At 43.3% G+C, this 26895-nt stretch carries 22 protein-coding genes; 21 read left to right on the forward strand and 1 reads right to left on the reverse strand.

The annotated features are described in order from the left end of the window. The first annotated feature begins 395 nt into the window (after positions 1 to 395). The 11 genes from JMY02_RS04035 to JMY02_RS04085 all read left to right on the forward strand — a co-directional run bounded on the left by JMY02_RS04035 (position 396) and on the right by JMY02_RS04085 (position 15112). Positions 396 to 1775: a NarK family nitrate/nitrite MFS transporter gene (locus JMY02_RS04035; protein ID WP_021814591.1), complete on the forward strand. Its 1380-nt coding sequence runs from the start codon at positions 396 to 398 to the stop codon at positions 1773 to 1775. Between the two features lie 314 nt (positions 1776 to 2089). Then, positions 2090 to 5848 (forward strand): nitrate reductase subunit alpha, encoded by a 3759-nt coding sequence (locus tag JMY02_RS04040; RefSeq protein ID WP_201595421.1) that lies wholly within the window; start codon positions 2090 to 2092, stop codon positions 5846 to 5848. Positions 5849 to 5970: 122 nt separating this feature from the next. Beyond that, positions 5971 to 7509, forward strand: coding sequence for a nitrate reductase subunit beta (narH, locus tag JMY02_RS04045; protein ID WP_201595423.1), 1539 nt, complete (start codon positions 5971 to 5973; stop codon positions 7507 to 7509). Position 7510: 1 nt separating this feature from the next. Next, entirely contained in the window at positions 7511 to 8362 is an 852-nt protein-coding gene (gene narJ / locus JMY02_RS04050) for a nitrate reductase molybdenum cofactor assembly chaperone (RefSeq protein WP_201595425.1), read from the forward strand. 11 nt (positions 8363 to 8373) lie between these two features. Then, positions 8374 to 9099, forward strand: a complete 726-nt coding sequence (gene narI, locus JMY02_RS04055; RefSeq protein WP_021814587.1) for a respiratory nitrate reductase subunit gamma — start codon at positions 8374 to 8376, stop codon at positions 9097 to 9099. Between the two features lie 56 nt (positions 9100 to 9155). After that, positions 9156 to 10343, forward strand: a complete 1188-nt coding sequence (locus tag JMY02_RS04060; RefSeq protein WP_201595427.1) for a globin domain-containing protein — start codon at positions 9156 to 9158, stop codon at positions 10341 to 10343. A gap of 82 nt (positions 10344 to 10425) precedes the next feature. Then, positions 10426 to 11523 carry a peptidylprolyl isomerase gene (locus JMY02_RS04065; protein ID WP_201595429.1) on the forward strand — a complete coding sequence of 366 codons (1098 nt, stop codon included), beginning with the start codon at positions 10426 to 10428 and terminating at the stop codon, positions 11521 to 11523. A 67-nt stretch (positions 11524 to 11590) separates the two neighbouring features. Beyond that, positions 11591 to 12889 carry a molybdopterin molybdotransferase MoeA gene (locus JMY02_RS04070; RefSeq protein WP_201595431.1) on the forward strand — a complete coding sequence of 433 codons (1299 nt, stop codon included), beginning with the start codon at positions 11591 to 11593 and terminating at the stop codon, positions 12887 to 12889. A gap of 206 nt (positions 12890 to 13095) precedes the next feature. Continuing rightward, positions 13096 to 14199, forward strand: a complete 1104-nt coding sequence (moaA, locus tag JMY02_RS04075; protein ID WP_201595434.1) for a GTP 3',8-cyclase MoaA — start codon at positions 13096 to 13098, stop codon at positions 14197 to 14199. A gap of 62 nt (positions 14200 to 14261) precedes the next feature. Then, on the forward strand, positions 14262 to 14792 hold the full coding sequence (gene moaB / locus JMY02_RS04080) for a molybdenum cofactor biosynthesis protein B (RefSeq protein ID WP_201595437.1): 531 nt from the start codon (positions 14262 to 14264) through the stop codon (positions 14790 to 14792). 41 nt (positions 14793 to 14833) lie between these two features. Continuing rightward, the gene (locus JMY02_RS04085; protein ID WP_201595440.1) at positions 14834 to 15112 is read left to right on the forward strand and encodes a MoaD/ThiS family protein; all 279 of its coding nucleotides are present in this window, start codon (positions 14834 to 14836) and stop codon (positions 15110 to 15112) included. A gap of 189 nt (positions 15113 to 15301) precedes the next feature. Here the strand turns inward: JMY02_RS04085 and JMY02_RS04090 are convergent, their stop codons facing one another. Then, a complete protein-coding gene (locus JMY02_RS04090; RefSeq protein WP_201595443.1) occupies positions 15302 to 15781 on the reverse strand; it encodes a hemerythrin domain-containing protein in 480 nt (159 codons plus the stop codon). Positions 15782 to 16167: 386 nt separating this feature from the next. Between JMY02_RS04090 and JMY02_RS04095 the strand changes: the two genes are divergently transcribed. The 10 genes from JMY02_RS04095 to JMY02_RS04140 all read left to right on the forward strand — a co-directional run bounded on the left by JMY02_RS04095 (position 16168) and on the right by JMY02_RS04140 (position 26831). Continuing rightward, positions 16168 to 16479: a helix-turn-helix domain-containing protein gene (locus tag JMY02_RS04095; protein ID WP_201595446.1), complete on the forward strand. Its 312-nt coding sequence runs from the start codon at positions 16168 to 16170 to the stop codon at positions 16477 to 16479. 4 nt (positions 16480 to 16483) lie between these two features. Further along, a complete protein-coding gene (locus JMY02_RS04100; protein ID WP_201595449.1) occupies positions 16484 to 17740 on the forward strand; it encodes a type II toxin-antitoxin system HipA family toxin in 1257 nt (418 codons plus the stop codon). A gap of 678 nt (positions 17741 to 18418) precedes the next feature. Then, positions 18419 to 20767: a TonB-dependent receptor gene (locus tag JMY02_RS04105; protein ID WP_201595452.1), complete on the forward strand. Its 2349-nt coding sequence runs from the start codon at positions 18419 to 18421 to the stop codon at positions 20765 to 20767. Between the two features lie 80 nt (positions 20768 to 20847). Then, positions 20848 to 22266, forward strand: coding sequence for a hypothetical protein (locus tag JMY02_RS04110; RefSeq protein ID WP_201595454.1), 1419 nt, complete (start codon positions 20848 to 20850; stop codon positions 22264 to 22266). Between the two features lie 231 nt (positions 22267 to 22497). After that, complete coding sequence (gene pqqA, locus JMY02_RS04115; protein ID WP_084606225.1) at positions 22498 to 22572, forward strand: pyrroloquinoline quinone precursor peptide PqqA; 75 nt, start codon at positions 22498 to 22500, stop codon at positions 22570 to 22572. A gap of 71 nt (positions 22573 to 22643) precedes the next feature. Further along, positions 22644 to 23555: a pyrroloquinoline quinone biosynthesis protein PqqB gene (gene pqqB, locus JMY02_RS04120; protein ID WP_201595456.1), complete on the forward strand. Its 912-nt coding sequence runs from the start codon at positions 22644 to 22646 to the stop codon at positions 23553 to 23555. Positions 23556 to 23576: 21 nt separating this feature from the next. Next, a complete protein-coding gene (gene pqqC, locus JMY02_RS04125) occupies positions 23577 to 24335 on the forward strand; it encodes a pyrroloquinoline-quinone synthase PqqC (protein ID WP_201595458.1) in 759 nt (252 codons plus the stop codon). Then, positions 24332 to 24616 (forward strand): pyrroloquinoline quinone biosynthesis peptide chaperone PqqD, encoded by a 285-nt coding sequence (gene pqqD, locus JMY02_RS04130; RefSeq protein ID WP_201595460.1) that lies wholly within the window; start codon positions 24332 to 24334, stop codon positions 24614 to 24616. The genes pqqC and pqqD overlap by 4 nt, the downstream gene beginning before the upstream one ends. Next, complete coding sequence (pqqE, locus tag JMY02_RS04135) at positions 24613 to 25779, forward strand: pyrroloquinoline quinone biosynthesis protein PqqE (protein WP_201595462.1); 1167 nt, start codon at positions 24613 to 24615, stop codon at positions 25777 to 25779. Before pqqD ends, pqqE begins: the two co-directional genes overlap by 4 nt. A 2-nt stretch (positions 25780 to 25781) precedes the next feature. After that, entirely contained in the window at positions 25782 to 26831 is a 1050-nt protein-coding gene (locus JMY02_RS04140; protein ID WP_201595464.1) for a dipeptidase, read from the forward strand. Positions 26832 to 26895 lie beyond the last annotated feature (64 nt).

The following is a 26895-nucleotide window of genomic DNA, read 5'->3' on the forward strand; positions in this document are numbered from 1 at the left end:
ACAAAGATCGTCTTCGTAGACTATACATAATTAATCACGTTCACCCATCAAAAACTCGTTTTTGAAAACCTCACACTTAAAACTTTGAAGACCATGGTTTTGAGTATAAAGGGATTGAAACATCAACCCATCACTAATAAATCTGCCTGCCATATACTCCTTTTAGTCATCAGTATACCACTATGTATTAATACTACTCATGACGTTAACAAAGTACTGTAAATCATTATTTGTTATGCATCCATCAAGTGATGCTTAGCATTAATTCGTAATCGTAGGCGCGCTTTTTTATCATTTGTAATAAAAGCGACGGCGTACCGCAATTTTTATAGCTGCTTAACGATATAAAAATATCAATAATAACTAAGCACAAACGATATTAAGTGAGGAATAGTATGGGCAATGATTACAACTTCAAAGGTGGTAAGCTCATTACTGACTGGCGTCCTGAAATAAAAGAGTTCTGGGAAGGTGGCGGCAAAAAAGTCGCTACCCGAAATTTATGGATATCTATCCCATCATTATTACTGGCATTTGCAGTATGGATGGTATGGAGCGCGGTCATCGTTCGCCTACCAGAGGTCGGCTTTGACTTTGATGCCGGACAGCTATTTTGGTTGGCAGCGTTGCCAGGTCTATCGGGGGCAACACTGCGGATTTTTTATTCCTTTATGGTGCCTATTTTTGGTGGACGTCGTTGGACAGCGATTTCTACGGCATCGTTACTCATCCCAGCACTATGGATGGGGTTTGCTGTACAAAATCCTGATACGCCGTTTATGATATTTGCCATTATTGCGCTACTTTGCGGCTTTGGTGGGGGAAATTTTGCGTCATCCATGTCTAACATCTCTTTTTTCTATCCCAAAGCGGAGCAAGGCACTGCGCTTGGCCTGAATGCAGGTCTTGGCAATCTAGGTGTATCTGTGATGCAGTTCGTCGTTCCAGTCATCATACTGGTGGCGGCATTTGGTAGTTTGGGCGGCGATCCACAGGTATCAGATACTGGTAAATTGTTTTATCTACAAAACGCCGGCTTTATCTGGGTGCCATTTATCTTATTATTTTCAGTGCTGGCTTGGTTTGGGATGAATGACATCTCCACTGCTAAAGCTTCTTTTAAAGATCAGTCGGTTATCTTTAAACGCAAACACAACTGGATCATGTGTATTCTTTACATGGCAACGTTTGGCTCATTTATTGGATTTTCAGCGGCGTTTCCAATGTTGATTAAAAACTCATTCCCAGCCATTGATGCCCTCAAATTTGCTTTTTTAGGGCCGCTGGTTGGGGCGTTATTTCGTCCAATAGGAGGCTGGATTTCTGATAAAGTTGGCGGTGCTAAAGTGACGCTTTGGAACTATGTGGTGATGGTATTAGCAGTCTTGGCTGTGATGTACTTCTTGCCAAGTGAAACCAGTGAAGGCAGTTTCGTTGGTTACTTTATCTCCTTTATGGTGTTATTTATCACCACGGGTATCGGTAACGGCTCTACCTTTACCATGATTCCAGTTATTTTTAGAACCTTTCACGAACGCCTTGAGCCTGAAAAAGCAGGGACAGAGCCGCTATTTATTGAAATACGTAAAGAGTCAGCGGCGGTGGTTGGATTCACCTCAGCAATCGCCGCTTATGGCGCGTTCTTTGTACCAAAAATGTTCGGCTCAGGACTGGGTATTGACGGTACTTTTATCACTTTGATTATCTTTTATGTGCTCTGCATTGTGTTGACTTGGTGGTATTACAGCCGTTCTAACGCTGAGATTCCTTGTTAATACACTTCTTTTAAATAAACCGTCACTCATCCTTTTAACCGTGCTACTTGCTGATGTAAGTAGCACTTTTTTTGTCTTAAATATTATTTTAAATATTGGGTGCTGCTTTTTTGCTTATTAATTATTAGTACTCATTGGCTCTTAACAATGTTTTTAAGAAGATTTGAGTTTTAGCAGCTACTACTAAGGTGGTAGTGCTCTGCTCATGTTAGCTAATAGTAAGAGCATGATGGCTTACTTAAAATGACACCATCGAAAAATATTTACAGCTCAGCTTTAGATACACCATAGGCAATAATACAGAGGATAGCGAAATGAGCCATTTACTCGACCAATTCCGTTTTTTTAAGCGTAAACAGGGCGAATTCTCCGACGGGCATGGCGAGACGCGCGATGAGTCTCGTGATTGGGAAAATGTTTATCGCAGCCGTTGGCAGTATGACAAGGTCGTGCGTTCAACGCATGGTGTCAACTGTACCGGCTCTTGTTCATGGAAAATCTACGTAAAAAACGGTTTGGTCACGTGGGAAACTCAGCAAACCGACTATCCAGAAACACGCCCAGACCTACCAAACCACGAACCGCGTGGCTGCCCTCGTGGCGCAAGCTATAGCTGGTATATGTACTCTGCTAACCGTGTGAAATATCCTAAGGTTCGTAAGCCGCTACTCAAATTATGGCGTGAAGCCAAAGCTCAGTATCCTGATCCAGTCGATGCTTGGGGCAGCATTGTCCAAGATCCTATCAAAGCGGATCAATACAAATCTAAACGCGGTTTGGGTGGTTTTATTCGCTCAACGTGGGCGGAAGTGAATGAAATTATCGCTGCCAGTAACGTGTATACCGCCAAAACCTTTGGTCCTGATCGCATTATTGGTTTCTCTCCGATTCCTGCGATGTCGATGGTCAGTTACGCTGCTGGTAGTCGCTATTTATCGTTGATTGGTGGTGTTTGCTTGTCATTCTATGACTGGTATTGTGACTTACCGCCAGCCTCACCGATGGTTTGGGGCGAGCAGACTGACGTACCAGAATCAGCTGATTGGTACAACTCTGATTATATTATTGCATGGGGTTCAAACGTTCCGCAAACGCGTACACCTGATGCACATTTCTTTACCGAAGTTCGTTATAAAGGTACCAAAACTGTCTCTATCACCCCTGACTATGCTGAAGTATCCAAACTAACCGACTTATGGCTCAACCCTAAGCAAGGGACTGACGCTGCTGTTGCGCAAGCATTTTGTCATGTCATTATCAAAGAATTTTATCTCAAGCAGCCAAGCGATTACTTCTTAGACTATGCCAAACGCTACACCGATTTACCCGTTCTAGTTATGCTAGAAGGCGAAGACGGCGCGCGCCATGCCGGTCGCTATCTGCGTGCTTCTGACTTAATCGATAATTTAGGTCAAGAAAACAACCCTGAATGGAAAACTATCGGACTGAACAGTGATGGCGAACTGGTTTCTCCACTCGGTTCTATTGGTTATCGTTGGGGCGAAAAAGGCAAATGGAATCTTGAGCAAAAAAATGGTACGACAGGCGCAGACATTGACTTGACATTGACTTTAAAAGACAGCAATGAAACCTGCCTAGTCGGCTTTGATTATTTTGGTCATGTTGAACACCCACATTTTGCGTCAGTACCAGGCGAAGCCGTACAACAAAAAACTGTACCTTGTAAAACCATCACCCTTGCCGATGGCACAACCGCTATCGTCGCCACTGTATTTGATTTAACCGTTGCTAACCTTGGCGTGGATAATGGTGTTGGCGGCGAGCATGTCACCGATGACTATGACGATGCTACTGTACCAGGCACGCCTGCATGGCAAGAAGTGATTACTGGTCTGAGCCGTGAGCGTGTCATCCAAGTAGCTCGTGAATTTGCAGAAAACGCCCATAAAACCCATGGTAAATCGATGATTATCATCGGCGCTGGTATGAATCACTGGTATCACCTCGATATGAACTATCGCGGTGTTATCAACATGCTCATGCTGTGCGGTTGTATCGGTAAATCTGGTGGCGGCTGGGCGCATTATGTTGGTCAAGAAAAACTGCGTCCACAAACAGGCTGGTTGCCCCTTGCCTTTGCACTCGACTGGATGCGTCCACCACGCCAGATGGCTGGTACTAGCTTTTTCTATGCGCACAGCTCACAGTGGCGTCATGAGACTATTTCTGCCCATGAAATACTCTCACCACTTGTCAATAAGAAATTTTTCCCAGAGCATATGCTTGACTACAACATTCAGGCAGAGCGCGCAGGCTGGCTTCCTTCTGCTCCGCAATTAAACTGCAACCCATTAACTATCGCTGCTAAAGCCAAAGCAAATGGTAAAGACGTGGAAGAGTATGTCGTCGATTCTCTCGAAGATGGCAGCATCCGCTTTGCTTGTGAATCTCCAGACAACCCAGACAACTTCCCACGCAATATGTTTATCTGGCGCTCAAACCTATTGGGCTCATCAGGTAAAGGTCATGAATATATGCTCAAGTACTTCTTGGGTACCAAAAATGGCTTGCTCAATGAAGAAAATGCCGCAGGTCAACTGCAACCAAAAGAAGTGGATTGGGTAGAAAAAGGCCCTACTGGTAAATTGGACTTGGTTGTCACGTTAGACTTCCGTATGTCTTCTACCTGCATGTATTCAGATATCGTGCTACCGACAGCGACATGGTATGAAAAAGATGATATGAATACATCAGACATGCATCCCTTTATCCATCCACTCACTGCCGCGACCGACCCTGCATGGGAATCTAAAACGGATTGGGAAATTTATAAAGGCATTGCCAAGAGCTTCTCTGAAATCTCAAAAGGTCACCTCGGTGTTGAGACTGATGTCGTCACCTTGCCGATGCAACATGATACCCCAGGAGAATTGGCGCAGCCATTCGGTGGCACTGACTGGAAAACGGCTGGCGAAAAACCAGTACCCGGCAAAAACTGCCCGATGATCTTGACCGTTGAGCGCGACTACCCGAACACTTATGCCAAATTCACCTCCCTTGGTCCTGCTCTAGAAAAACTGGGCAACGGCTCCAAAGGCTTGAACTGGGATATGAAAACCGAGGTCAAACAACTGGGTGATTTAAACCACCGTGTGACTGAGCCGGGTATCTCTGAAGGCAGGCCGCGTCTAAATACTGCTATTAATGCGTCTGAAATGATTTTGATGCTAGCCCCTGAAACCAATGGTCATGTCGCGGTAAAAGGGTGGGAAGCATTGTCTGAATTTACTGGACGCGAGCATGCCCATCTTGCCAAATCTAGCGAACACGAAAAAATTCGTTTTAAAGACATCGTGGCGCAGCCTCGCAAAATTATTTCAAGCCCAACATGGTCAGGGATTGAGTCTGATAAAGTGAGTTATAACGCCGGTTATACCAACGTCCATGAGCTCATTCCTTGGCGTACGCTGACTGGTCGTCAGCAGTTTTATCAAGATCATCCTTGGATGCAAGCGTTTGGTGAGCAGATGCAGCAGTATCGTCCACCTATTGATACCAAAACCACGGCGATGGTAAAAGATGCCAAGCCGAACGGTAATAAAGAGATTGTACTGAATTTTTTAACACCGCACCAAAAATGGGGTATCCACAGTACCTACTCTGAAAACTTATTGATGCTGACTCTGAGCCGCGGTGGACCTTGTGTGTGGATGTCAGAAGTTGATGCTGCAAAAGCAGGTATCGTTGATAACGACTGGATTGAGCTATTTAATGCTAACGGTGCTCTCACCGCTCGCGCCATCGTCAGCCAGCGGGTCAAAGAAGGCATGACCATGATGTATCACGCTCAAGAAAAACTGGTCAATATTCCAGGCTCTGAGCAAACCGGTACACGTGGCGGTATTCATAACTCAATGACCCGGACTATCTTGAAACCGACGCATATGATTGGCAGCTATGCTCAGCAATCTTATGGCTTTAATTACTATGGCACTGTGGGTTGTAACCGTGATGAATTTGTCGTGATTCGTAAGATGTCAAAAATCGACTGGCTAGAAGATAAGCCAGATAACGAATTACCTCGTCCATTACCAACCACCATTGAGGATTAAAGCGCTTTCTTCTCATGAAAATACGTCGTTTTAGAATTTATTTTTTTAAACAATATCTTTTAAAACGACCTCGATGAAGAACAAAGAGCTGCTTTTTCTACTAATATTTGGAGCACAGATCCATGAAAATTCGTTCGCAAGTCGGCATGGTGCTTAACCTTGATAAATGTATCGGTTGTCACACCTGCTCAGTCACCTGTAAAAACGTCTGGACCAGCCGTGAAGGCATGGAATACGCGTGGTTCAACAACGTTGAGTCGAAGCCCGGTATTGGCTATCCCAAAGAGTGGGAAAACCAAGCCAAATGGAAAGGCGGTTGGATACGTAACGCTAATGGCACCATAAATCCACGCATCGGTGGTAAATTCAGAGTACTAGCAAATATTTTTGCCAACCCTGACTTGCCAGAGATTGATGATTATTACGAACCGTTTGATTTTGATTATCAGCATCTTCATACCGCGCCTATCAGTACCCATCAGCCTATCGCCCGCCCGCGTTCAGCCATCACTGGCAAGCGGATGCAAAAGATTGAATGGGGTCCTAACTGGGAAGAGATTCTAGGAACGGAGTTTGAAAAGCGTCGTAAAGATAAAAACTTTGACAACATTCAAGCGGATATCTACGGAGAGTACGAAAACACCTTCATGATGTATTTGCCGCGTCTGTGCGAGCATTGCTTGAACCCTACTTGCGTAGCGTCTTGTCCTAGTGGCGCTATCTACAAGCGTGAAGAGGACGGCATTGTCTTGATTGATCAGGAAAAATGTCGTGGTTGGCGGATGTGTATCTCAGGCTGCCCTTATAAAAAGATTTACTACAACTGGAAATCCGGCAAATCTGAAAAATGTATCTTCTGTTATCCACGTATCGAAGCTGGCTTACCGACTGTCTGCTCAGAAACCTGTGTTGGCCGTATCCGTTACTTAGGCGTATTACTATATGACGCTGACAAAATCGCCGAAGCAGCGAGTACGCCAAATGAAAAAGATATTTATCACGCGCAATTAGACTTATTTTTAGATCCTAATGATCCTGTCGTTATTGCTCAAGCATTAAAAGACGGCGTACCGCAGTCAGTCATTGATTCTGCTCAGCGCTCGCCAGTATATAAGCTAGCGGTGGATTGGAAACTTGCGCTACCGCTACATCCTGAATACCGTACGCTACCAATGGTTTGGTATGTACCACCATTATCACCGATTCAAAATGCTGCTGAAGCGGGCAAAGTCGGTATGGATGGTCTCATTCCAGATGTCGACAGCTTGCGTATTCCGCTACGTTATTTAGCCAATCTCTTAACCGCAGGTGATGAAGAGCCCGTTCGTCTTGCGCTAAAACGTCTGCTGGCGATGCGTAGCTACAAGCGTATGCAACTGGTGGAAAAGCAAGAAGTTCAAAGCATTTTAGATGACGTCGGTTTGACCAAGCTTCAGGTTGAAGAGATGTATCGTTATCTCGCTATCGCCAACTACGAAGATCGTTTTGTCATTCCAACTGCCCATCGTGAAGAAGCCTTGAGTGATGCTTTTGCTGAGCGTGGCGGCTGCGGCTTTACCTTTGGTGAAGGCTGTTCAGGCACTTCTGATAATAGTATGTTCGGACAACGCAAAACCAATCGCCGCGATTTCATTGATACCGTACAAAAGTGGGAGTCTTAACATGCAAACTACTCAACTTGATCATAACCATTCAGTAGATGAGTCTATTGCCCCACCCCTCATTGGCGCATCGGACTTAAAGCTTCTAAAGGTACTGAGCTTACTCATTGACTATCCAGATAATGAGCTGTTTTTGGGTGATACCTTTGCGGATTGTACAGAGATTGTCGCTAGATCAACCATTATCAGCCCAGCAGTGCGTCAACAAATCATCGACTTGATTGAAGACTTAATCGATACCGGATCGCTTGAGGCGCAAGCTCGTTATGACGGGCTGTTTGAGCGTGGTCGGTCTTTATCGCTGTGGTTGTTTGAACATGTGCATGGCGAGTCACGTGATCGCGGTCAAGCCATGGTTGATTTGATGGGTCAGTATGAAGAAGCTGGCTTTGAGATTAGCGTGAAAGAGCTGCCCGACTATTTGCCTTTATATCTTGAGTTTTTAGCGTATCAAGCAACGGTTATCGACGATGATATTCAGATTCGTATGGATATCGCTGATGTCAGCCACATCATTGCATTACTTGCTGCCAGACTCGAACACCGCGGCAGTATGTATAAAGGCTGCTTTAATGCGCTATTGCAGATTGCTGGTAAGCCTCTTGATATGGTCGAAGAGTATCAAGAAAAAATCAGCAAAGAAAAACCTGATGACAGCTTTGAAGCATTGGACAAAGAGTGGGAAGAAGAAGTGGTCACGTTCTTGGATGCGCAACAAGAAGAGCGTTGCTCGTCTCAGACTAGCACCCAAAATCTGGCGGCAAAAGCGGGCGTTAGAGCCAATCCAAACGCTGTCGACGCTCCTGTGCACTGGGTAGATTTTAAAACCAATATAGCGGTTAAACAATCATAAGGAGAGATGATATGAATATTGCAGATCCTAGTGTACAGTCTTTAGCCAATCTAAATTGGCTGCAAATCTTTCTTTTTGGCGTTTATCCGTATGTGGCATTAACCATCGCTATCATTGGCACTTGGGTACGTTTTGATTTATCTCAGTATTCGTGGAAAACCGGCTCAACGCAGATGCTAAGAACCAAAAATATGCGTCTTGCCAGCAATTTATTCCATGTTGGAATTATCGTGGTATTACTTGGGCATTTATTCGGTATGTTGACGCCGCATTTTCTCTATGATCGATTTATTAGCGCCGGCCATAAGCAGATTTTGGCAGTGGTCGTCGGTGGTATCGCAGGGGTATTTTGTTGGTTCGGCTTAGTCATGCTCATGTGGCGGCGCTTTACTGATGATCGTATCTCCAATACCTCATCGTTTTCAGACAAGCTGATACTGGTGCTGTTATTTATTCAACTCAATCTAGGTCTGTTGTCTATTTTTACCTCAGTGAAGCATTTAGATGGTTTAACCATGCTGAACTTAGCAGGTTGGGCTCAAGACATTACTATCTTAAGACCTTGGCATGCAGCAGCGCGTATCGAACAGACCGACTTGATTTATCAATTGCACATGGCGCTAGGCATCACCCTTGTGATGATCTTCCCTTTCACTCGACTGATACATATCATTAGCGCGCCTATTTGGTATCTTGGTCGCCGTTATCAGATTGTGAGACAAAAGCAGTCTCAATAAAGAATGTAATACTGCTTATTTTTTTAATTCATAAACTTACTCAAAAGGACCTTCTAATGGCTTCTACTCAAACAATAGAAATTATAAAAGCAACCGTTCCAGTTCTTGAAGAACATGGTACTGCAATCACCAAAGTATTCTACAAAAATATGTTCATTGAACATCCTGAACTGCTAGATATTTTTAATGAAACCAACCAAAAGCTAGGACGTCAACAAAACGCACTGGCCTCGACGGTATTAGCAGCGGCTAAAAATATCGAACACTTAGCCGTTCTACTACCACAAGTGACTGGCATCAGTCATAAACATCGCGCGCTACAAATCCTACCCGAGCATTATCCTATCGTTGGTAAGCACCTGATTGGCGCTATAAAACAAGTGCTTGGCGAAGCGGCAAATGATGACATCATCAATGCGTGGACTGAAGCTTATGATGAGATTGCGAATGTTTTTATTCAACTTGAAAAGGATATGTATAAAGAGGAGATGTGGCAAGGTTTTGCCGCGTTTAAAGTCATCGAAAAAGTAGCCGCCGCTACCGACATTGCTGCCTTTACGGTGGTGCCAGTAGACAGTAGCCAAAACATTGATTTGAGCACACTTAATTTAACCGCTGGTCAATATATCACTGTAAAAACAAATCCCAAAAATAGCGAGCATTTAGCATTACGTCATTACTCTTTATACTCAGCGCGTACCGATAATGGTATTCAGTTTGCAGTAAGACGTGACAATCGTGACGAGCATCGTGGATTGGTCTCTAATTATTTGCATGATGACTTGCAAGTTGGCGATACGGTTTCATTATCGGCACCAGCGGGTGATTTTGCTTTGAATAAAGCCCTGATTATACAAAATGACATTCCATTAGTGCTTATCAGTGCGGGGGTTGGGGTAACGCCTATATTATCGATGTTAGAGGCGCAAGTAGCAGCCAATCCAAAGCGCCCTATCATTTGGGTGTATGCGTGCCAAAATAAGGATCATCATGCCTTCAATGATAAGACTCATGAGCTATTAGCGTCAGCTGCCAATGTCGAAAAACATATCTTTTATTTTGAAGATGGGCAGCTGTTAGATAACGCGTGGTTAGCTACCTTGCCAAAGCCTGCCGATGTGTATGTATGCGGATCTATGCCGTTTATGGAAAGTATTATTGATGGATTAATGACTTTAGAGCATGGTGTTGATAGCGTTCACTATGAACCATTTGGCCCTAAGATGAGTTTGCAAGCCTCTTAATCTGATAACCAAAATATTAATAGACGTTTAGGAATAGCTCTTTTGAACGTTTATTACCTGAATTTTTAGCGGAGCAGCAACGATGACTGTCAGTACTTATAATCCAGCCGACCATGCTACTAATAATAACGCCAGTAGTCATATTAACAGTGATAACCATGCCGCTCATGCTTCTACTAGTGCTGATAACACACATAGCGGTCATGATTGTGGCCATGACCACAGCCACGATCATAGCCATGAGCACAATCATAGTCATGGTGATGATATCGTGCATCTAATGCCAACCTTGACGGATCTGCAAAAACCGCATTCTGACCAAGAATTTATCGAAAAAGCAATGGCAGAAGAACGCAGCAACCATAAAAATCTAATCGCCTCTAGCCGTGATGAATTACCTTCTGTGCTGGTAAATGGCGTGATGATAGACAGAATGGCTATCGCGCAAGAGCTACAATACCATCCGGCAGAAAACAAAGAGGACGCTGTCTTTTTGGCGACTCAGGCTTTAGTCGTTCGCGAACTGCTTAAACTTGCCGTTTTAGATGAGCCAAGCCTCGGTGAGGCTGCATGGTTAGATGACGAAGAAAAAGCAATCTCTGTTTTAATAGACACTAATGTACAAGCGACGATTCCTGATATGGCAACGTGTGAGCGTTACTATAAGCAAAATATCACTGATTTTATGACCGATCCTATTATGACAGTGCGCCATATCTTGCTGGCGTGTTTGCCTGAAGATGGCGATGAGCGCTTAAATCTTAAAAAGACCGCTTACGAATTTATCGAACAAATCAAAAATAATGCCAACTCTGATGCAGAATTTATCCAATTGGCACGCCAGCATTCTGCTTGTCCGTCAAAAGAACAAGGTGGTGAACTGGGTATCATTAGTAAAGGACAAACCGTGCCAGAATTTGAAGGGACGTTATTCAAATTAAAGGCAGGTCTAGCGGCGAGCCCCATCGAAAGCAGGTATGGTTTTCACATTGTTGAGGTGCTTAATAAAGAGTCAGGGATACAAATGACGTATGAGCAAGTCAGCCCAGCCATCCATAACAAGCTGAGCCAACAAGCATTTCACCAATCATTATGCGATTACCTGTTTACCTTAGCCAATGCCGCAAATATAGAAGGCATTGAGATGACCCTTGAGCAAGAAAACGTCTTTCGGGGTTAGTTCATTATTTCCAAGGTGTCTCTGGTGAGATGCGAATGCTTATGGTTAGTAAAAAGGGTATAAAGTTATGATTACGGTTGAAGCGTTACAGTCAGCAATCAAACAGCGAGTAAACAGCTACAATCAAAACGACTGGCCACTATGTAAAAGACCAGTCAGTACCTGTTCTCTGTCAGACAGCCTTAACCAAATATTGGCTGAGTATGTTATCTCATCATTTGCGGTGCCCAGGCAGAATGTATCTGCGATGGATGGTTATGCTATTGCTCACAATAGTGACCTTTCTAAAGGCGTTATCATCGAAATTATTGGAGAGTCTCAAGCGGGTGCACCTTACATAGGTAAGGTAAAGAAGGGTCAAGGCATTCGTATCTTTACTGGTGCAGTAGTGCCGAATAGGTGCAATACGGTTATTATGCAAGAAAACACCAATTTTGCTCATATAAAAGACAATATCGATAAAACTCAGCCTTACAACATCATTTTATCAAAAGCGGCAGAGGTAGATGCCAATATTCGTAAGCAAGGAGAGGAGATTCAGAAAAATGAGCTGGTCTTACAGCAAGGGAAGCGTATCAACCCTGCTGATATCAGCTTACTGGCCAATTTGGGTATCGGCAAAGTAAAAGTATTTAAACCGCTCACTGTAGGACTGCTGGCGACTGGTGACGAACTTATCGCACTTAGCGGTAAGCTAAAAACGTTAGCACAAATATACAATTCCAACACCCCAACCCTCAAAAGCCTATTAGACCCTTTACCTATCGTTATTCATGACTATGGAATCGTCCCTGATAATATGGCTCAGCTCACTAAAGTCATTAATAAAGCCATGCAAAAGTGTGATGTGTTAATTTCTACTGCTGGAGTATCGGTGGGTGACTATGATTTTTTGACGCCAGTCATTGAGCATTTGGGTCAAATTAATCATTACAAAGTAGCGATGAAGCCGGGCAAACCTTTCGTGTTCGGCGAATTAACAAAAAAAGTTGATAAGCCAGTATTATACTTTGGCCTACCGGGCAATCCGCTATCAACAGTGGTCAGCACATTACAGTTTGTGATTCCAGCATTGTGGCAGCTATCAGGCGCTAGCTTGTCAGAGCAACCCAAGCAGTTAAACGTCCAAGCTCTACTAATGAATGACATCTTAAAATCAACCGGACGTACTGACTTTCAGAGCGCGATACTAACGCAAAACGAGACAGGCAGCTATCAAGTTGACTGTTTCTCAACTCAGCAATCGCACCGTATTAAGCAACTTAGTCGCGCCAATTGCTTTATCGTGTTGCCTCAAGACGCAGGCAACATCTCCGCTGGTGAACAAGTTCGCGTTCAGCCCTTCCCTTGGGTTTTTCATTCATAATCATTTCAATTTCATTCACCCTAAGACAGCCAATCACTACTACTTTGGTGGTAGAAGATAGCCGCCTTAGGGTGAATGGTTATTTGCTTGCAATTTGTCATAATAAGACTTGAATACAGCATAAGATGCAAATACAACGCTCCCACTCACAACCTGAGGCAATGCCTAAAAGTACACCACATACTTAATATGAATGGTAATCATCTATGAACCATCTTGTCCCCATCGTAGGAAATACTCAAGGGTATTCGCCTACCGCTGCACCCGATGTTCTTGCTCGTCACGCATTAGCAACCTCTGCTATCTCGTCATCTCACTTCCCTACAACGCCTTCTCAACCACTGACAGATAGTTTTGCAAGACGTCTGACTTATTTGCGACTGTCAATCACGGATTTTTGTAATTTCCGCTGTGAGTATTGCTTGCCAAATGGCTATCAAGGCAAACCGCCACAGAATGAGCTTAGTGTCACTGAAATCGCCACTTTAGTTCGTGGTTTTGCCCAAGTAGGTACTAAAAAAGTAAGGATCACGGGCGGTGAGCCGTCTATACGCCGTGATGTCGTTGATATCATTAAAACCATCAAACAAACCAAAGGTATTGAAACGGTCGCTATGACCAGTAATGGTTATAAGCTTGGTAAGCACTTGGCGGATTGGCAAAAGGCTGGACTAGACCAAATCAATATCAGTGTAGACAGCTTTGACGCCGCGACTTTTTATAAAATGACTGGCTTTGATATATTGCCGCAGTTGCTAAAGGATATGGATACATTGTTAGCGACTACAAACATTAAGCTTAAAATAAACAGTATTTTGATGGCCGAAACAGCCTTTGAAAATCTAATGAGTGCCATCGACTATGTCAAAGACAGACCGGTCACTTATCGATTTATTGAGTTTATGCAAACCAGTGACAACCGCGACTTGTTTTTTGCTCAGCATGCGCATTCCGATATTATTACCGATTATTTACTAAAGCACGGCTGGCAGACTCTGAAGCGTGGCAGCAGTGACGGTCCAGCGATAGAGTATGGCCATCCTGATTATCAAGGACGCATCGGTATGATTGCGCCTTATGCTCCCCATTTTTGTGACAGCTGTAATCGTCTGCGGGTCAGCAGCCAAGGCAAAGTACATCTGTGTTTGTTTGACCAAGGTAATTACGACATTCGTAAGCATCTACAGCAAAATGATGTCGCAGGATTGGTCAATACTTTACATAGCTTTATGCCGATTAAACCTGAGCATCACCAGCTTCATGACTCGAACAGCGGCATCATGCACAATCTGTCTTTAATCGGTGGTTAGTTGATGCATAATCAAATTTCTTCTCTACCTTTATTGAACATTATAGTTATTAAGGAACATTTATGAGTAAGCCACAAGCACCATTTACCGCGCTTAATATCGCCATCTTGACGGTCTCTGACAGTCGCACACTTGCAGAAGATACCTCGGGACAGTATTTGGTTGATCAGCTAAAAACAGCAGGGCATCAATTGGCTGATCGTCAGCTAATCATTGACGATATTTATCAGATTAGAGCCGTTATTAGCGGGTGGATTGCAAACCCCAACATCCATGCTGTGATCACGACTGGTGGCACAGGATTTTATATCCGTGACAGTATGCCGGAAGCGGTTAATATCTTGTTTGATAAATCCATTGATGGTTTTGGTGAGATGTTCCGTCTTATCTCAAAAGATGAGATCGGTATGTCAACGGTGCAGTCGCGTGCGATTGCAGGAATGGCAAATGGTACGGGGATTTTTTGTTTGCCCGGCTCGTCAGGTGCTTGTCGCACTGGTTGGGAAGGTATCTTAAAAGAACAGTTTGATAGCCGCACTCGCCCTTGTAACTTTGTACCGCATTTTATGCGCACCAATCCTAGTCATTCGTGATAGACCTACCGTTAGATACTTAACAAACCATGGAAGCTGCTATGAGCATTTTGGTAGAAAAGAGTACAGACACCGCCATGAACATCAATGTTCTATATTTTGCCAGCTTGGCGGATGAGGCCAACTGCTATGAAGAAAACGTCACTGTACAACAGTCGACTTTATTGACCGAGTTGTATGAACAGCTGCGCCAAAAGCATCGCTTTAATCGTCCACAGTCGGAGCTACGCGTGGCAGTGAATGATTATTTTGCTAAGTGGACAGATCAAATTTATGATGGCGACAGTGTGGTTTTTATCACACCCGTGGCGGGCGGTTAATTTAAATAAGCCCTTGCATTAAGCGAAGTGTCGATGATGCTTACCTGATATAGGAGATTTAATTTAGAAAACACCGTGCGACTGAGATTAATGTTTCAAAGCCTCTATCTGCGACGGTGCAGCAAACGTGGCGACAGATTTCCCTGATTATCTGCGCGCCCTATTTGAAAATCTGTAAATGACGGCCTTTTAGCGATGCTCGTCTGGGCGTTTGATACTATTTGGGCTAGCATCATAAATGGCATCTAGCGCTTCTTTTGTTAGATAGCTCTCAACCATGGGAAACAGCTCACGTTCTTCAAAACGAATATGGTCGTATAGTAAAGTGCCCAGTTTTCTGACTTGTATCATCGTGACGGGATTGCTTTGAGACTGTGTAGATTCTTGAATCTCTTCCATGAGTGCATGCAGGGATTTATGTTGCTCATCGAGGGTATTCAGCGCCGATGCCACTGCTGGTTTGGCGTTACAATACGGCTGTAAAGCGTTGGCGATTAGGTTATCTTCAATCTGAAAATGGTTTTGCATCTCGTTAATATAAGACGTTAGATTCAGCCAATGCTTGGCAATTTCTTTAGGTTCATCAGTACATTCTTTTGCATGTCGAGATATATTCAGGCCAAGGTGATGTTGACGGGATAATGGCTGTAATTGTGCGGCGCGTTTCATGATTAACTCCCTCAGACAATCAAAATAAAGTCATGTTTTATGGATTTTAAGAATATCCATTTATGCTTAACTACATACTCATACTACACCTATTAGAGGCAACTATCTGGACAGGCGGACATTTAATTTTGACCTTGCTGGTCTTACCAAAAGCGCTGTCATCACGTAATACTGACCGTCAAAAGGCTTAAAATGTAACCAGCTATATCTATTCTCAAAACACTTGCATATATAGACTCACTATTTTTATGGTGAATCTATATATCGAACAGTTATTGATTACAAATATTTTTTGCTAATTATTTATTCTAGAAAAACAAGCATTCATATTTGAATGACTAAGTGCTAAAATAGTGGTTTAACACTCTTATATGATTGATTAAATTATGACTATAAGGTTTGATTTCTATACGCCAAGTGAGATTGCCGAGACTTTAGGTCAACGCTTAAGAACGCAGCGGTTATCATTGAATCTCACCCAAGCGGCTTTAGCAGAAAGGTCTGGGATTGGTATCAGTACTGTGGCTCGCATTGAATCAGGTCAAGGCGGTACACTAGACAATATCATCAGGCTTGCTATAGCACTTGGTATGGTCAATCATTTTGCTGAATTGTTTGATGTGGCACCTACCAGCATAGAAGATGTTATCGCTAAGCAAAATCCACGCCTGCGTGCCTCAAATAAAAGCGGTGAGTAAATCTATGTATCAACCGATATCAATTGTTAATGTTTACTATCGAGGCTTTGGTGCAAAGCGTCTTATCGGTAAATTAACGATGGATGGACGACGCCCTACCTTTGGCTATGATGCAGCGTGGCTGGCTGATGGACTGGAGCTGTCACCCATTGAGATGCCATTACGAGCAGCACCGTATTATGGTACTCATGCGTCGAGCCATTACTTATGCGGATTATTATCGGATAGCTTGCCCGATGGCTGGGGTATGCTACTCATGGATAGATTTTTTCGCAAATTTATGGACAGCTCTGCACAACAAGTGAGTGTTTTGGATCGTTTGGCTTATATTGGCGATTCTGCAATGGGCGCACTTAGCTTTGAGCCTGAGCACGATTTATCTGACACTATTGATACAGGTGAGCTGACTTTAGCCAAACTGGCGGCTGCCAATCAATCGATTTTATCAGGTCAAGACAGTGATATATTAGCCGAACTTATAGTCATCGGTGGCTCACCACAAGGCGCAAGACCAAAAGCGCTGGTTTTATACGATAAATCAAGTGACTTTATTACCACGGATTTAACACGTGACTACTCATCCGCAACGCCATGGCTGATTAAGTTCCCGGCTCAGTCTGAGCATAAAAGTGTTTGTTTATTAGAATCGCTTTATGCTGATATGGCAAAGCAATCTGGACTAAATATGCCAGCTCATCATTATTTTGATATCGGTGAAAAATCTGCAGCCTTTGGAGTTGAACGCTTTGATCGTATCGGTAGTCAACGCGTTCATATACATACATTGGCGGGTTTGTTAGATATCGACTTTCGAATTCCTTCAATAGATTATTTGCAGTATTTGCGCTGCGTGCGTATGTTGACCCAATCACAAGTTGCCGTAGAGGCAGCCTTTAGACATGCGGTATTTAATGTCATCTTTAATAATAAAGACGATCATAGCAAGAACTTCTCTTTTATGATGGACGAGACTGGCAGATGGTCGTTATCGCCCGTCTATGATATCGCCTATAATTCAGGTATGAATGGTTACCATCAGATGGATGTGGCAGGTGAAGCTCGACATCCCACCCTCTCACACTTACTAAAATTGGCTAAACTTGCTGACATTAAGCAAAATAAGGCACAGGCTATTATTGAACAAGTAACATCAGTGGCCAAAGATTTTCTGACAATGATTAACGACCATGATATCGAGAAAGAATTATCAAATCGGGTCATTCATGATATAGAAGCCAATATCAATCGGATGGCAAGTTGATAGTGCTATACAAGTTGTTAAATTTGTTGTTAAAAATAATATGTACAGCCCTAAAACCCTTACATTAAAACACTTCTAATAAGTTATTCTTTGCGTGGTGGGCGCACCATCAAACATTACGATAGTTACCGATAAACCCTTGTAAGCCACGCGCTGCAAGGGTTTTTTATTTTTATTCTCAGTAAGGCGTGATTTTAGCGTATTGATACTATTTAACATGCGCCCTACAAGCCAGCGCCTTTTGATCGGCAATTGGAATAACGCCAAAGTGTGCTGCAAGTCTTAGGTTGTTTTAAGTGCGGCCACCAATGAGGCGTTGCACTGCCGTACTATTTTCCAGAAACCCCATCATGTCCGAATAGGGCTCAGGAGCGACAGACGCCAAAAAATTTTGAATAAGATAAGCGATACCAGTTTCTACGTTCTGATTATAGTATTCCATCAAAAACCTTATCAATAAATAGTATTTTGCATAACCTTATTTATCTGAGCATGCCTCACCCATTACAAGTAACCTCAATATAAGTTGAGTCCATCAAAGAAGTTTTTTCTTACCAAAATATAAAGATTCCTTCCAAAATATAAATTATATGTATACTTAGGTAATGTTATATTATAACATAACAATTAATCCTATTATTGATTTGCATTCACCTAACTTTTAATTTTGGTACTCTCATGTCTAAAAATTTTCATATCAATAGGTTAAAAGAGCATTATTACGCTCCTATTTCTTCCTTTAACTTCAGTGTTAAACAAGCTACAGTTATATTTTCAGTAGCTGCTGCTCTAGGTATGGCAAGCCTACCCGTCATGGCGGCAGAAACTCAGTTAAAAGACACTGAGCTTACGATATCTATTGATAATGGGTTATCCGATATGACGGTGCCCTCAACCACTTTAGACACGATTATTGTTACCTCAAACCCTTTACTCCCACAAGCAAACGAGATGGCGACAGCAACCAGCATTGTTACTGGTGAGGCGCTAGATTCTCAAGTCAACAGTACGCTTGGTGATGCATTGGCAAACGAGGTAGGCGTATCTACCGACAGTTTTGGACAAGGCGCGAGTCGACCAATTATTCGCGGACAGAGTGCACCACGTGTTCAGGTGATGCAAAATGGCTTGACGGTTCAAGATGCATCACAGATTTCTCCAGACCATCAAATATCTGTACCTATATTGGGTGCCAGACAAATTGAGGTTATCAAAGGTACATCGGCGTTGATGTACGGTGGCGGTGCTATAGGCGGGGTGGTCAATATTGTTGACAACACCATTCCAAACCAATCGTCTCAGAAAAACCTGAATGGTAGAGTGTCGCTAATCGGTCAACAAGCCACCGATGGTTATCTTGGTTATGCGGAGCTTAATGGCGGTATTGGTGATAATTGGCTTTGGAGTGGACGTTATCAAAAGACGGACAAAGGCAATATTCAAGTACCTCATTGGGACACGGATGAGATTAGCAACAGTTGGTATACCCAAGAGAATGGCAGTATTGGGTTGTCGTATGTGACTGATTTGGGGTATATCGGCGGCTCGTACCAACGTCAGTCCTCAGAATATGGTCTGCCATTCCATGTTCATAGCGAGTGCTCGCCTAACAGCAACAATCCCAATAGTCTTAGCTGCGCAGGTGAGCACGACCATGAACATGACCACGATCATGGTGAAGCGCCTTATGTGGATTTGACTTCAGACGTCTATCAGCTCTATGCCGAGCGGCAAATACCTATGATTGGAGTTGATAATATCAATGCCAAGATTAGTTATACGGATTATCGCCATGATGAGATAGATGAAGGCGTGGCTGGCACTACTTTCAAAAATAGGGCCATCAGTGCGCGTACCCAAGCAACGCATGCAACTCATAAAACGGGCAATTTAGGTTTTATGAAAGGGGTGGTTGGCATAGATTATACCAATAGCGAGTTTTCAGCGGTAGGACTAGAAGGTTACCTTCCAAAAACGGATCGTACTCAAGTGGGACTATTTTTTATTGAGCGACTCACGCCAAATTACCTTGGTGCAAAAATAGAAAATGTCGATAAGTTCGCCGACAATACGTTTTCATCAGCTGATGAACATGCGGGGCACAATCACGGTGGTCATGCGGACACTACTGATGAAAGCACTAACACCAATGCCATCGTAAGCAAACAAGGAAGAAGTCCTTGGTATATTGAATTTGGCGGTCGTCAAGATTTCCAAAACCTGACCGATACCGAAAACAACATCGACAAAGCACATACTGGTACTTCTGTCAGCTTAGAAGGGGGTAAGTACCTTACGCCCAACACACAACTGTCTGCAAGAATAAGTCATTCTGAAAGACTGCCCTCCTCACAAGAGTTGTTCTCTAATGGTGCCCATCTAGCGACCAATACTTGGGAGCGCGGTAATGGCCAGTTAAAAGAAGAGTCCACTAATAGTGTAGAACTTACATTACGCTTTGACAATGGCGATAGCTTTGAGACCAGTATTTCTGCTTTTTATAATGACAGCAAAGACTATATCTACGCTAAAACGCAAGATGTCGTTACAGAAGGAGAGTCAGCAGGTTTTAGATTGGTTGACTACGTTCAAAGCGACGCAAAACATTATGGTGGTGAAATTCAATCCCGCTACTATCTTAACAATAACATCAGTATCGGTAGCTTTGCTGACATCGCATTAATAACGCTAGACAGTAATAATCTCACCAGTAAATATGCACCAAGATTGGTCGCGCCTCGCATTGGTGGTGACATTACGACTCAATTTGGTCAGTTCGATTTGGTAGTTTCTGGATATCACCGTTTTGAGCAAGACCATATTGCTGACTTTGAAACCAACACGCCCAGTTATAACATGATTGACGCCAAGCTTGTCTATCACAGTCCTAGCGCTTATGACTATACCGCCTTTCTCGAAGTTAATAACCTTTTAAACGAGCTGGCATATAACCATGCGTCTTATTTGGTTGAACATGTACCTATGCCAGAGCGTTCGTTAAATGCTGGAGTGACCTATCGTTTTTAACCATCAGTCATCTAAATATTGGCTTTTCTGACTTTTTAATAGCAACTAGTAAAAATAATACCCATGAATGGAGCACCTTTATGATTCAGTTTCACCCATTAAGTAAATCTATTGCGCTAGCTTTATCTACCTTACTAACGGTTACAGCGCTTAGCGGTTGTGGCTCAGATGATGATCGCAAAACACCAACAACGCAACCAGACCATGACCACGATCATGACGAAGAAGACCATGACCATGACGAAGAGTCAGAGGTAACCGCTGAGCTGAGACAAGGGCGGATACTCATTACCGAAAAAGACAGTAATAAAGCTTATGTCTATAGTCTTGCTCAAAACAAAGTTATTCAAAATTTGGACTTAACAGGTCAAGCTGATGCACTACAAACCAGTCCAAGTGGTAATTATGTGCTGGTACTCGACCGTACTAATCAAGGGGTAAACTTTTATCATAGCGGGCTAGAAATTGAAGACCATGGCGACCACGACCATCCTTATGCTCGAGACGTCAGTAAGATGCCACTACAGTTAAATTATACCCGTCCCGTACATTATCAAACGTATGGCGAACAAGCTGGATTGTTTTTTGATGGCTTGGGTGCGGCAGGTAATCCAATAGAGAACCCTGCACAGGCGGCTGGATTTGCCCTAGTAACGGATAAAGACATTGCAAATGGCAAACTTCCTTATCAAAAATTAAATACTAACATGCATGGTACAGCAGAGCCTCGCGGGAACTATGTTATCAGTACAGGACGTTATGATACGGTGGGTAGTGCGCTCGCTGATACAATCAGTGTCTTTGAACTTCACAATGACCACTATCATTTAAACCAGACGTTTGATACCAAATGTCAGGGTCTTCATGGCAGTGGTAGTGTCACTGACTATAGTATTTTCGCTTGTAGTGACGGTATTTTGAGCGTCAAGCAAGCTGGTGATGCATTTAGTGCTGAAAAAATTACTTATCCTGTCAGCTTGACCAATAGCCAATGCATAAATGAAGATGGTAGCAGTAGCCCTGCTCGAATCGGTTCGTTTGTAACCAACCATCATCACAACTATTTGGTTGGCACTGCCTGTGGTCAGCCGTACCGTATTGATCCTGTTAGTAAAAATATTGCTCCTATTGTTTGGACGACGAATAACAGTCGCCGAGTCGTTAGCTATGATTTTGATGCTCATGGTGAGCATTTAATGCTACTTGACGATGCAGGAACCTTGCATCTGCTTGATGTGACACAGAACTATAAACAAGTAGCCGCATTAAACATTATTCCGGATGGAATCAAAAACTATAGTCATGGCGGCCCATCTTTGATCGTTAACCCAAATACTGAGATGGTTTATGTGATGGACAGCGAAAATAAGCAAATCATCGCAATCAATCCTGACGCTAAAAAAATTGAGTCGAAGCTGAAATTGACCTTTGCACCATCGCAGCTGGCTTGGTTCGGGGTAAAAACTGAACACGATGATGAGCATCACCATGAATCATAATCGACTCTTTATAAAAGCCTAAATATTTTAGACTGAACTACTTGTCGCATTCTATCTTAATATGAATTAATAAACCTTGTCGTACCCTTATTTTGAGGGTATCCGCTAACACCTTAAAACGGCAATACCCATCCATGTTAACGTCCAAATAATTGACAGCAAGGGTCAGATTATATACCATTGAAGACTCACCTTACTTATTAAGCAATAAGATCCTATAGGAGTAACTCCATGAAATGGACTAAACCCGCTTTTGAAGACATCCGTATTGGTTTCGAAGTTACTATGTATTTCGAAGCTCGTTAAAATTTAATAAATTTAAATACATTAGAAGCCCTAGATGATTAGGGCTTTTATTTTTTTGGAAATATTGATTTATGTATATTCATGTTTTGGGCTCAGCGGCTGGTGGTGGTTTTCCACAGTGGAATTGCAACTGCCATAATTGTCATGGCGTTCGTCAAGGGACGATTGACGCAAAGACTCGTACCCAATCTTCGATCGCCATATCAGAGAATGGAATCGATTGGATTTTATTCAACGCGTCACCAGATATTCGCCAGCAATTATTTGAATTTAAGGCGGCACAGCCAGCGCGCCAACTGAGAGACACAGGCATCACGAATGTGGTGTTGATGGACAGTCAACTTGACCATACGACGGGGCTATTAACCCTGCGCGAAGGTTGTCCGATTCCTGTGTGGTGTACTGATATGGTCTATCAAGATCTTACGACAGGATTTCCTATTTTCAATATGTTGAAACACTGGAATGGTGGCCTTCAATATCATCAAATTGATCCGAAACAAACCTTTAACATTGAAGGCTTTAGCAATTTAGAACTGACGCCTTTGGTGATTAGAAGCTCGGCACCACCCTACTCGCCACATCGTAATGATCCCCATGATGGTGACAACATTGCCCTGATTGTGAAAGATTTAAAAACAAAAAAACAGCTCTTTTATGCGCCAGGGTTGGGTAAGATTGATGATGACATTATGCAGATTATGAAAGCATCTGATTGCGTCATGATTGATGGCACGCTATGGACTGACAATGAGATGCAAGAATGCGGTGTCGGTACAAAAACCGGTCAAGACATGGGGCATTTACATATTAGTGGCGAAGACGGCTCACTGCATTATTTAGATCAACTCGAAAATACTCGCAAAATATTAATCCACATTAATAACACCAACCCAATATTGAATGAGCAATCTGAACAGGCGGCTCAATTAAAACAACACGGTGTCGAAGTGGCGTTTGATGGCATGCAGATCGAACTGTAAGGCAAAGACAAGGTGAAGACGATGCAAGAAGAAAAAACAGCACTTAGCGCAGAAGCGTTTGAACAAGCGATTATGGCTAAAGGTCAGTATTACCATATATACCATCCCTTTCATATCATGATGCATGAAGGACAGGCGACGCAGCAGCAGATCCAAGCATGGGTCGCCAACCGATTTTATTATCAAATAAACATCCCATTAAAAGATGCGGCAATTATGGCAAATTGCCCCGATCAGCGTGTGCGTCAAGAGTGGATTCAGCGCATGATTGATCAAGATGGCGTGTATCCTGATGGTGGTGGCCGCGAAGCATGGTTAAGTCTAGCAGAAGCGGTTGGTCTTAGCCGCGAGCAAGTGATTTCTGAGGAGTTGGTGTTACCGGGCGTGCGTTTTGCCGTCGATGCTTACGTGAATTTTGCGCGTCGTACCTCATGGCGTGAAGCCGCTAGTAGCTCACTGACAGAGCTATTTGCCCCGCAGATCCATCAGTCGCGCTTAGAGTCTTGGCCAAAACATTATCCTTGGATTAAAGAAGAAGGGTATACTTATTTCCGTTCACGCCTAAGTCAAGCCCGCCGCGATGTTGAGCATGGTCTGACCATCACCTTAGATTCATTCAAAACAGTTGAGCAGCAAGAGCGTATGCTCGAGATCCTACAATTCAAACTGGATATTTTGTGGACGATATTGGATTCCTTGAGCTTGGCCTATGTCCATAACCAAGCACCTTACCAAAGTGTCACGTCTGACCATGTCTGGCATAAAGGATTGTTCAGATGAGTATACCCGATTTAGATCACGCCATCGTACCAGTATGGCGTCATGGTTATCGCTTTCAGTTTGAGCCGGCTCAGAATGCCTATGTCTTACTGTACCCTGAAGGGATGATCAAATTAAATGACAGTGCCAGCGTTATCGGTCAGCATATTGATGGTCAGGCGTCCATTGCTGATATTATTAAAAAGGTGAAAGCCATGTTTGGAGATATTCCTGAGATTGAGCAAGACATTATCGAATATATGTTGGTGGCTCAACGTGAACATTGGATTGACTTAGTATGACTGCGCCAGTAGGACTTCCGTTATGGCTACTTGCGGAGCTTACCTATCGTTGCCCCCTGCAATGCCCATATTGTTCCAACCCCATTGATTATGCCCAGTATAAGCAGGAGCTGACGACGCAAGAATGGTTTGATGTATTTGATCAGGCACGGCAAATGGGCGCGGTGCAGCTTGGGTTTTCTGGCGGTGAACCCCTCGTTCGTCAAGATTTGGAAGAATTAGTCGCTTATGCGCATAAGCAAGGTTTTTATACCAACTTGATCACCTCAGGTATGGGACTTACTGAGGCTAGAATCACGAGTCTAAAAGAAGCAGGCCTACAGCATATCCAGATCAGTTTCCAAGCCAGTGATCCAACGGTTAACAATGCCTTGGCTGGCTCAAAACATGCTTTTGAACAAAAGTATGAGATGTCGCGTTTGGTCAAGCAGTATGACTACCCAATGGTGCTCAACTTTGTCATCCATCGGCAGAATATTGATCAGATTGATCAGATTATTGAGCTGTGCTTGGAGCTTGAAGCCGATACCGTTGAGCTTGCTATTTGCCAGTTTTATGGTTGGGCTTTTGAAAACATCGAGGGTCTATTACCGACCAAAGAACAAGTAGTCAGAGCCGAACGCATTACCAATGAATATCGTCAGAAAATTGAAGAACTAAACATCAAATGCAAACTCATTTTTGTGGTGCCTGATTATTACGAAGAACGTCCAAAACCCTGTATGGACGGTTGGGGCAAGATTTTCTTGACCGTCGCGCCTGATGGTACAGCCCTACCTTGCCATGCCGCCAGACAATTACCAATACAGTTTCCTAATGTACGAGACACTCCGCTAAAAAGCATCTGGTATGACTCTGACAGCTTCAATCAGTTCCGCGGTGACGACTGGATGCCAGACATGTGCCAAAGTTGTCCAGACAAAGAGCGCGATTACGGCGGCTGTCGTTGCCAAGCCTTTATGCTGACTGGAGACGCTAAAAATGCCGATCCTGTGTGTGGCAAATCGCCTTATCATTACCTGATTGAGGAAGCGCGTATAAACAGTGAAACGCCGGTTCCTTTTGAAGAGTTGCGCTTTCGCAATCCAAAAAATTCCAAGCTGCTAAATGATAAACAAGTGGTTCAAGAACAATTGATTCCTACTCGTACGGTAATGGATTAAACATGAATACTCAGCCTGTGATCTTTGATGGACATAATGATCTGTTGACCCGCCTTTGGCTGAGTGCAGCAGAAAATCCCGTGCACGATTTTATTTATGGCGCGCTACCGGGACATTTGGATTTAAAGCGCTGCCGACAAGCGGGTTGGATGGGAGGATTGTTTTCTATTTTCCTGCCACCTTACGCATATGTGAAGAACAATCATCCTGACAAATTAGCTAATCCCTCACATTCAGACTTTACTCCCCAAGAAATCGTCGATATTTGCTGTGCGCAATTGGCACTTGCAAAGCAATTACAAGAACGATCAGACGGTCAGATTCAAATTTGCACTTCTTTAGATCAAATACAAGCTTGCAAGCAGAATCAGCAATTGGCCATCATTCTTCACCTTGAAGGTGCTGAATTTTTGGCCATTGAGCCAGAATTATTGGATGTGTTTTATGACGCTGGACTCAGAAGTATTGGCCCACTGTGGAATAGAAAAAGTCTTTTTGGTGATGGCTTAAATGCACCCTTTCCGCATTCTCCAGATACGGGAGCAGGTCTTACAAGCCAAGGGAAAGACCTCATTCTGAAGTGTCGTGAAAAGCAGATGCTAATCGATGTGTCTCATATGAATGAACGTGCTTTTTGGGATACGCTAGAGATTATTAATCAACCCGTTGTCGCGACACATTCCAACGCCCATGCTTTGTGTGCGCAAGCGAGAAACCTGACCGATCGCCAACTGGCTGCTATCAAACAAAGCGGTGGTATGGTTGGTGTGAATTTCGATGTTGCTTTTCTGCGTGCTGATGGGCAACGCAACACACAAACATCCCTTGATGTGATTGTCGATCATTTAGATTATCTGATTGACCATTTGGGCGAAGATAATGTTGGTTTTGGCTCTGATTTTGATGGTTGTCTATTACCTGATGAGTTATCAGATATCAGTCAAATCTCTAGGCTGATTGAGCGGATGCAACAACGACACTTCTCTGATGCGCTTATTGAAAAAATCACGTCAAAGAATTGGTTCAATGTGCTTGATAAGATATGGCAGTAAACCTTTTGGCTAATTCACAAGGCAAACAAGCCAAGGAACTAGCCAAATTTTTATATCTAAGCAT

This window comes from Psychrobacter vallis (assembly GCF_904846715.1).
Lineage (GTDB): Bacteria > Pseudomonadota > Gammaproteobacteria > Pseudomonadales > Moraxellaceae > Psychrobacter > Psychrobacter vallis.

Bases quoted from the DNA above. Each gene is read 5' to 3' on its own strand.
- JMY02_RS04100 (WP_201595449.1), top strand. From the start codon at position 16,484: ATGTATCAACCGATATCAATTGTTAATGTTTACTATCGAGGCTTTGGT.
- JMY02_RS04140 (WP_201595464.1), top strand. From the start codon at position 25,782: ATGAATACTCAGCCTGTGATCTTTGATGGACATAATGATCTGTTGACC.
- JMY02_RS04085 (WP_201595440.1), top strand. From the start codon at position 14,834: ATGAGCATTTTGGTAGAAAAGAGTACAGACACCGCCATGAACATCAAT.
- JMY02_RS04035 (WP_021814591.1), top strand. From the start codon at position 396: ATGGGCAATGATTACAACTTCAAAGGTGGTAAGCTCATTACTGACTGG.
- JMY02_RS04090 (WP_201595443.1), bottom strand. From the start codon at position 15,781: ATGAAACGCGCCGCACAATTACAGCCATTATCCCGTCAACATCACCTT.
- JMY02_RS04060 (WP_201595427.1), top strand. From the start codon at position 9,156: ATGGCTTCTACTCAAACAATAGAAATTATAAAAGCAACCGTTCCAGTT.
- pqqE (WP_201595462.1), top strand. From the start codon at position 24,613: ATGACTGCGCCAGTAGGACTTCCGTTATGGCTACTTGCGGAGCTTACC.
- JMY02_RS04070 (WP_201595431.1), top strand. From the start codon at position 11,591: ATGATTACGGTTGAAGCGTTACAGTCAGCAATCAAACAGCGAGTAAAC.
- JMY02_RS04105 (WP_201595452.1), top strand. From the start codon at position 18,419: ATGTCTAAAAATTTTCATATCAATAGGTTAAAAGAGCATTATTACGCT.
- narI (WP_021814587.1), top strand. From the start codon at position 8,374: ATGAATATTGCAGATCCTAGTGTACAGTCTTTAGCCAATCTAAATTGG.
- narJ (WP_201595425.1), top strand. From the start codon at position 7,511: ATGCAAACTACTCAACTTGATCATAACCATTCAGTAGATGAGTCTATT.
- JMY02_RS04110 (WP_201595454.1), top strand. From the start codon at position 20,848: ATGATTCAGTTTCACCCATTAAGTAAATCTATTGCGCTAGCTTTATCT.
- moaB (WP_201595437.1), top strand. From the start codon at position 14,262: ATGAGTAAGCCACAAGCACCATTTACCGCGCTTAATATCGCCATCTTG.
- pqqD (WP_201595460.1), top strand. From the start codon at position 24,332: ATGAGTATACCCGATTTAGATCACGCCATCGTACCAGTATGGCGTCAT.
- narH (WP_201595423.1), top strand. From the start codon at position 5,971: ATGAAAATTCGTTCGCAAGTCGGCATGGTGCTTAACCTTGATAAATGT.
- JMY02_RS04040 (WP_201595421.1), top strand. From the start codon at position 2,090: ATGAGCCATTTACTCGACCAATTCCGTTTTTTTAAGCGTAAACAGGGC.
- JMY02_RS04095 (WP_201595446.1), top strand. From the start codon at position 16,168: ATGACTATAAGGTTTGATTTCTATACGCCAAGTGAGATTGCCGAGACT.
- moaA (WP_201595434.1), top strand. From the start codon at position 13,096: ATGAACCATCTTGTCCCCATCGTAGGAAATACTCAAGGGTATTCGCCT.
- JMY02_RS04065 (WP_201595429.1), top strand. From the start codon at position 10,426: ATGACTGTCAGTACTTATAATCCAGCCGACCATGCTACTAATAATAAC.
- pqqC (WP_201595458.1), top strand. From the start codon at position 23,577: ATGCAAGAAGAAAAAACAGCACTTAGCGCAGAAGCGTTTGAACAAGCG.
- pqqB (WP_201595456.1), top strand. From the start codon at position 22,644: ATGTATATTCATGTTTTGGGCTCAGCGGCTGGTGGTGGTTTTCCACAG.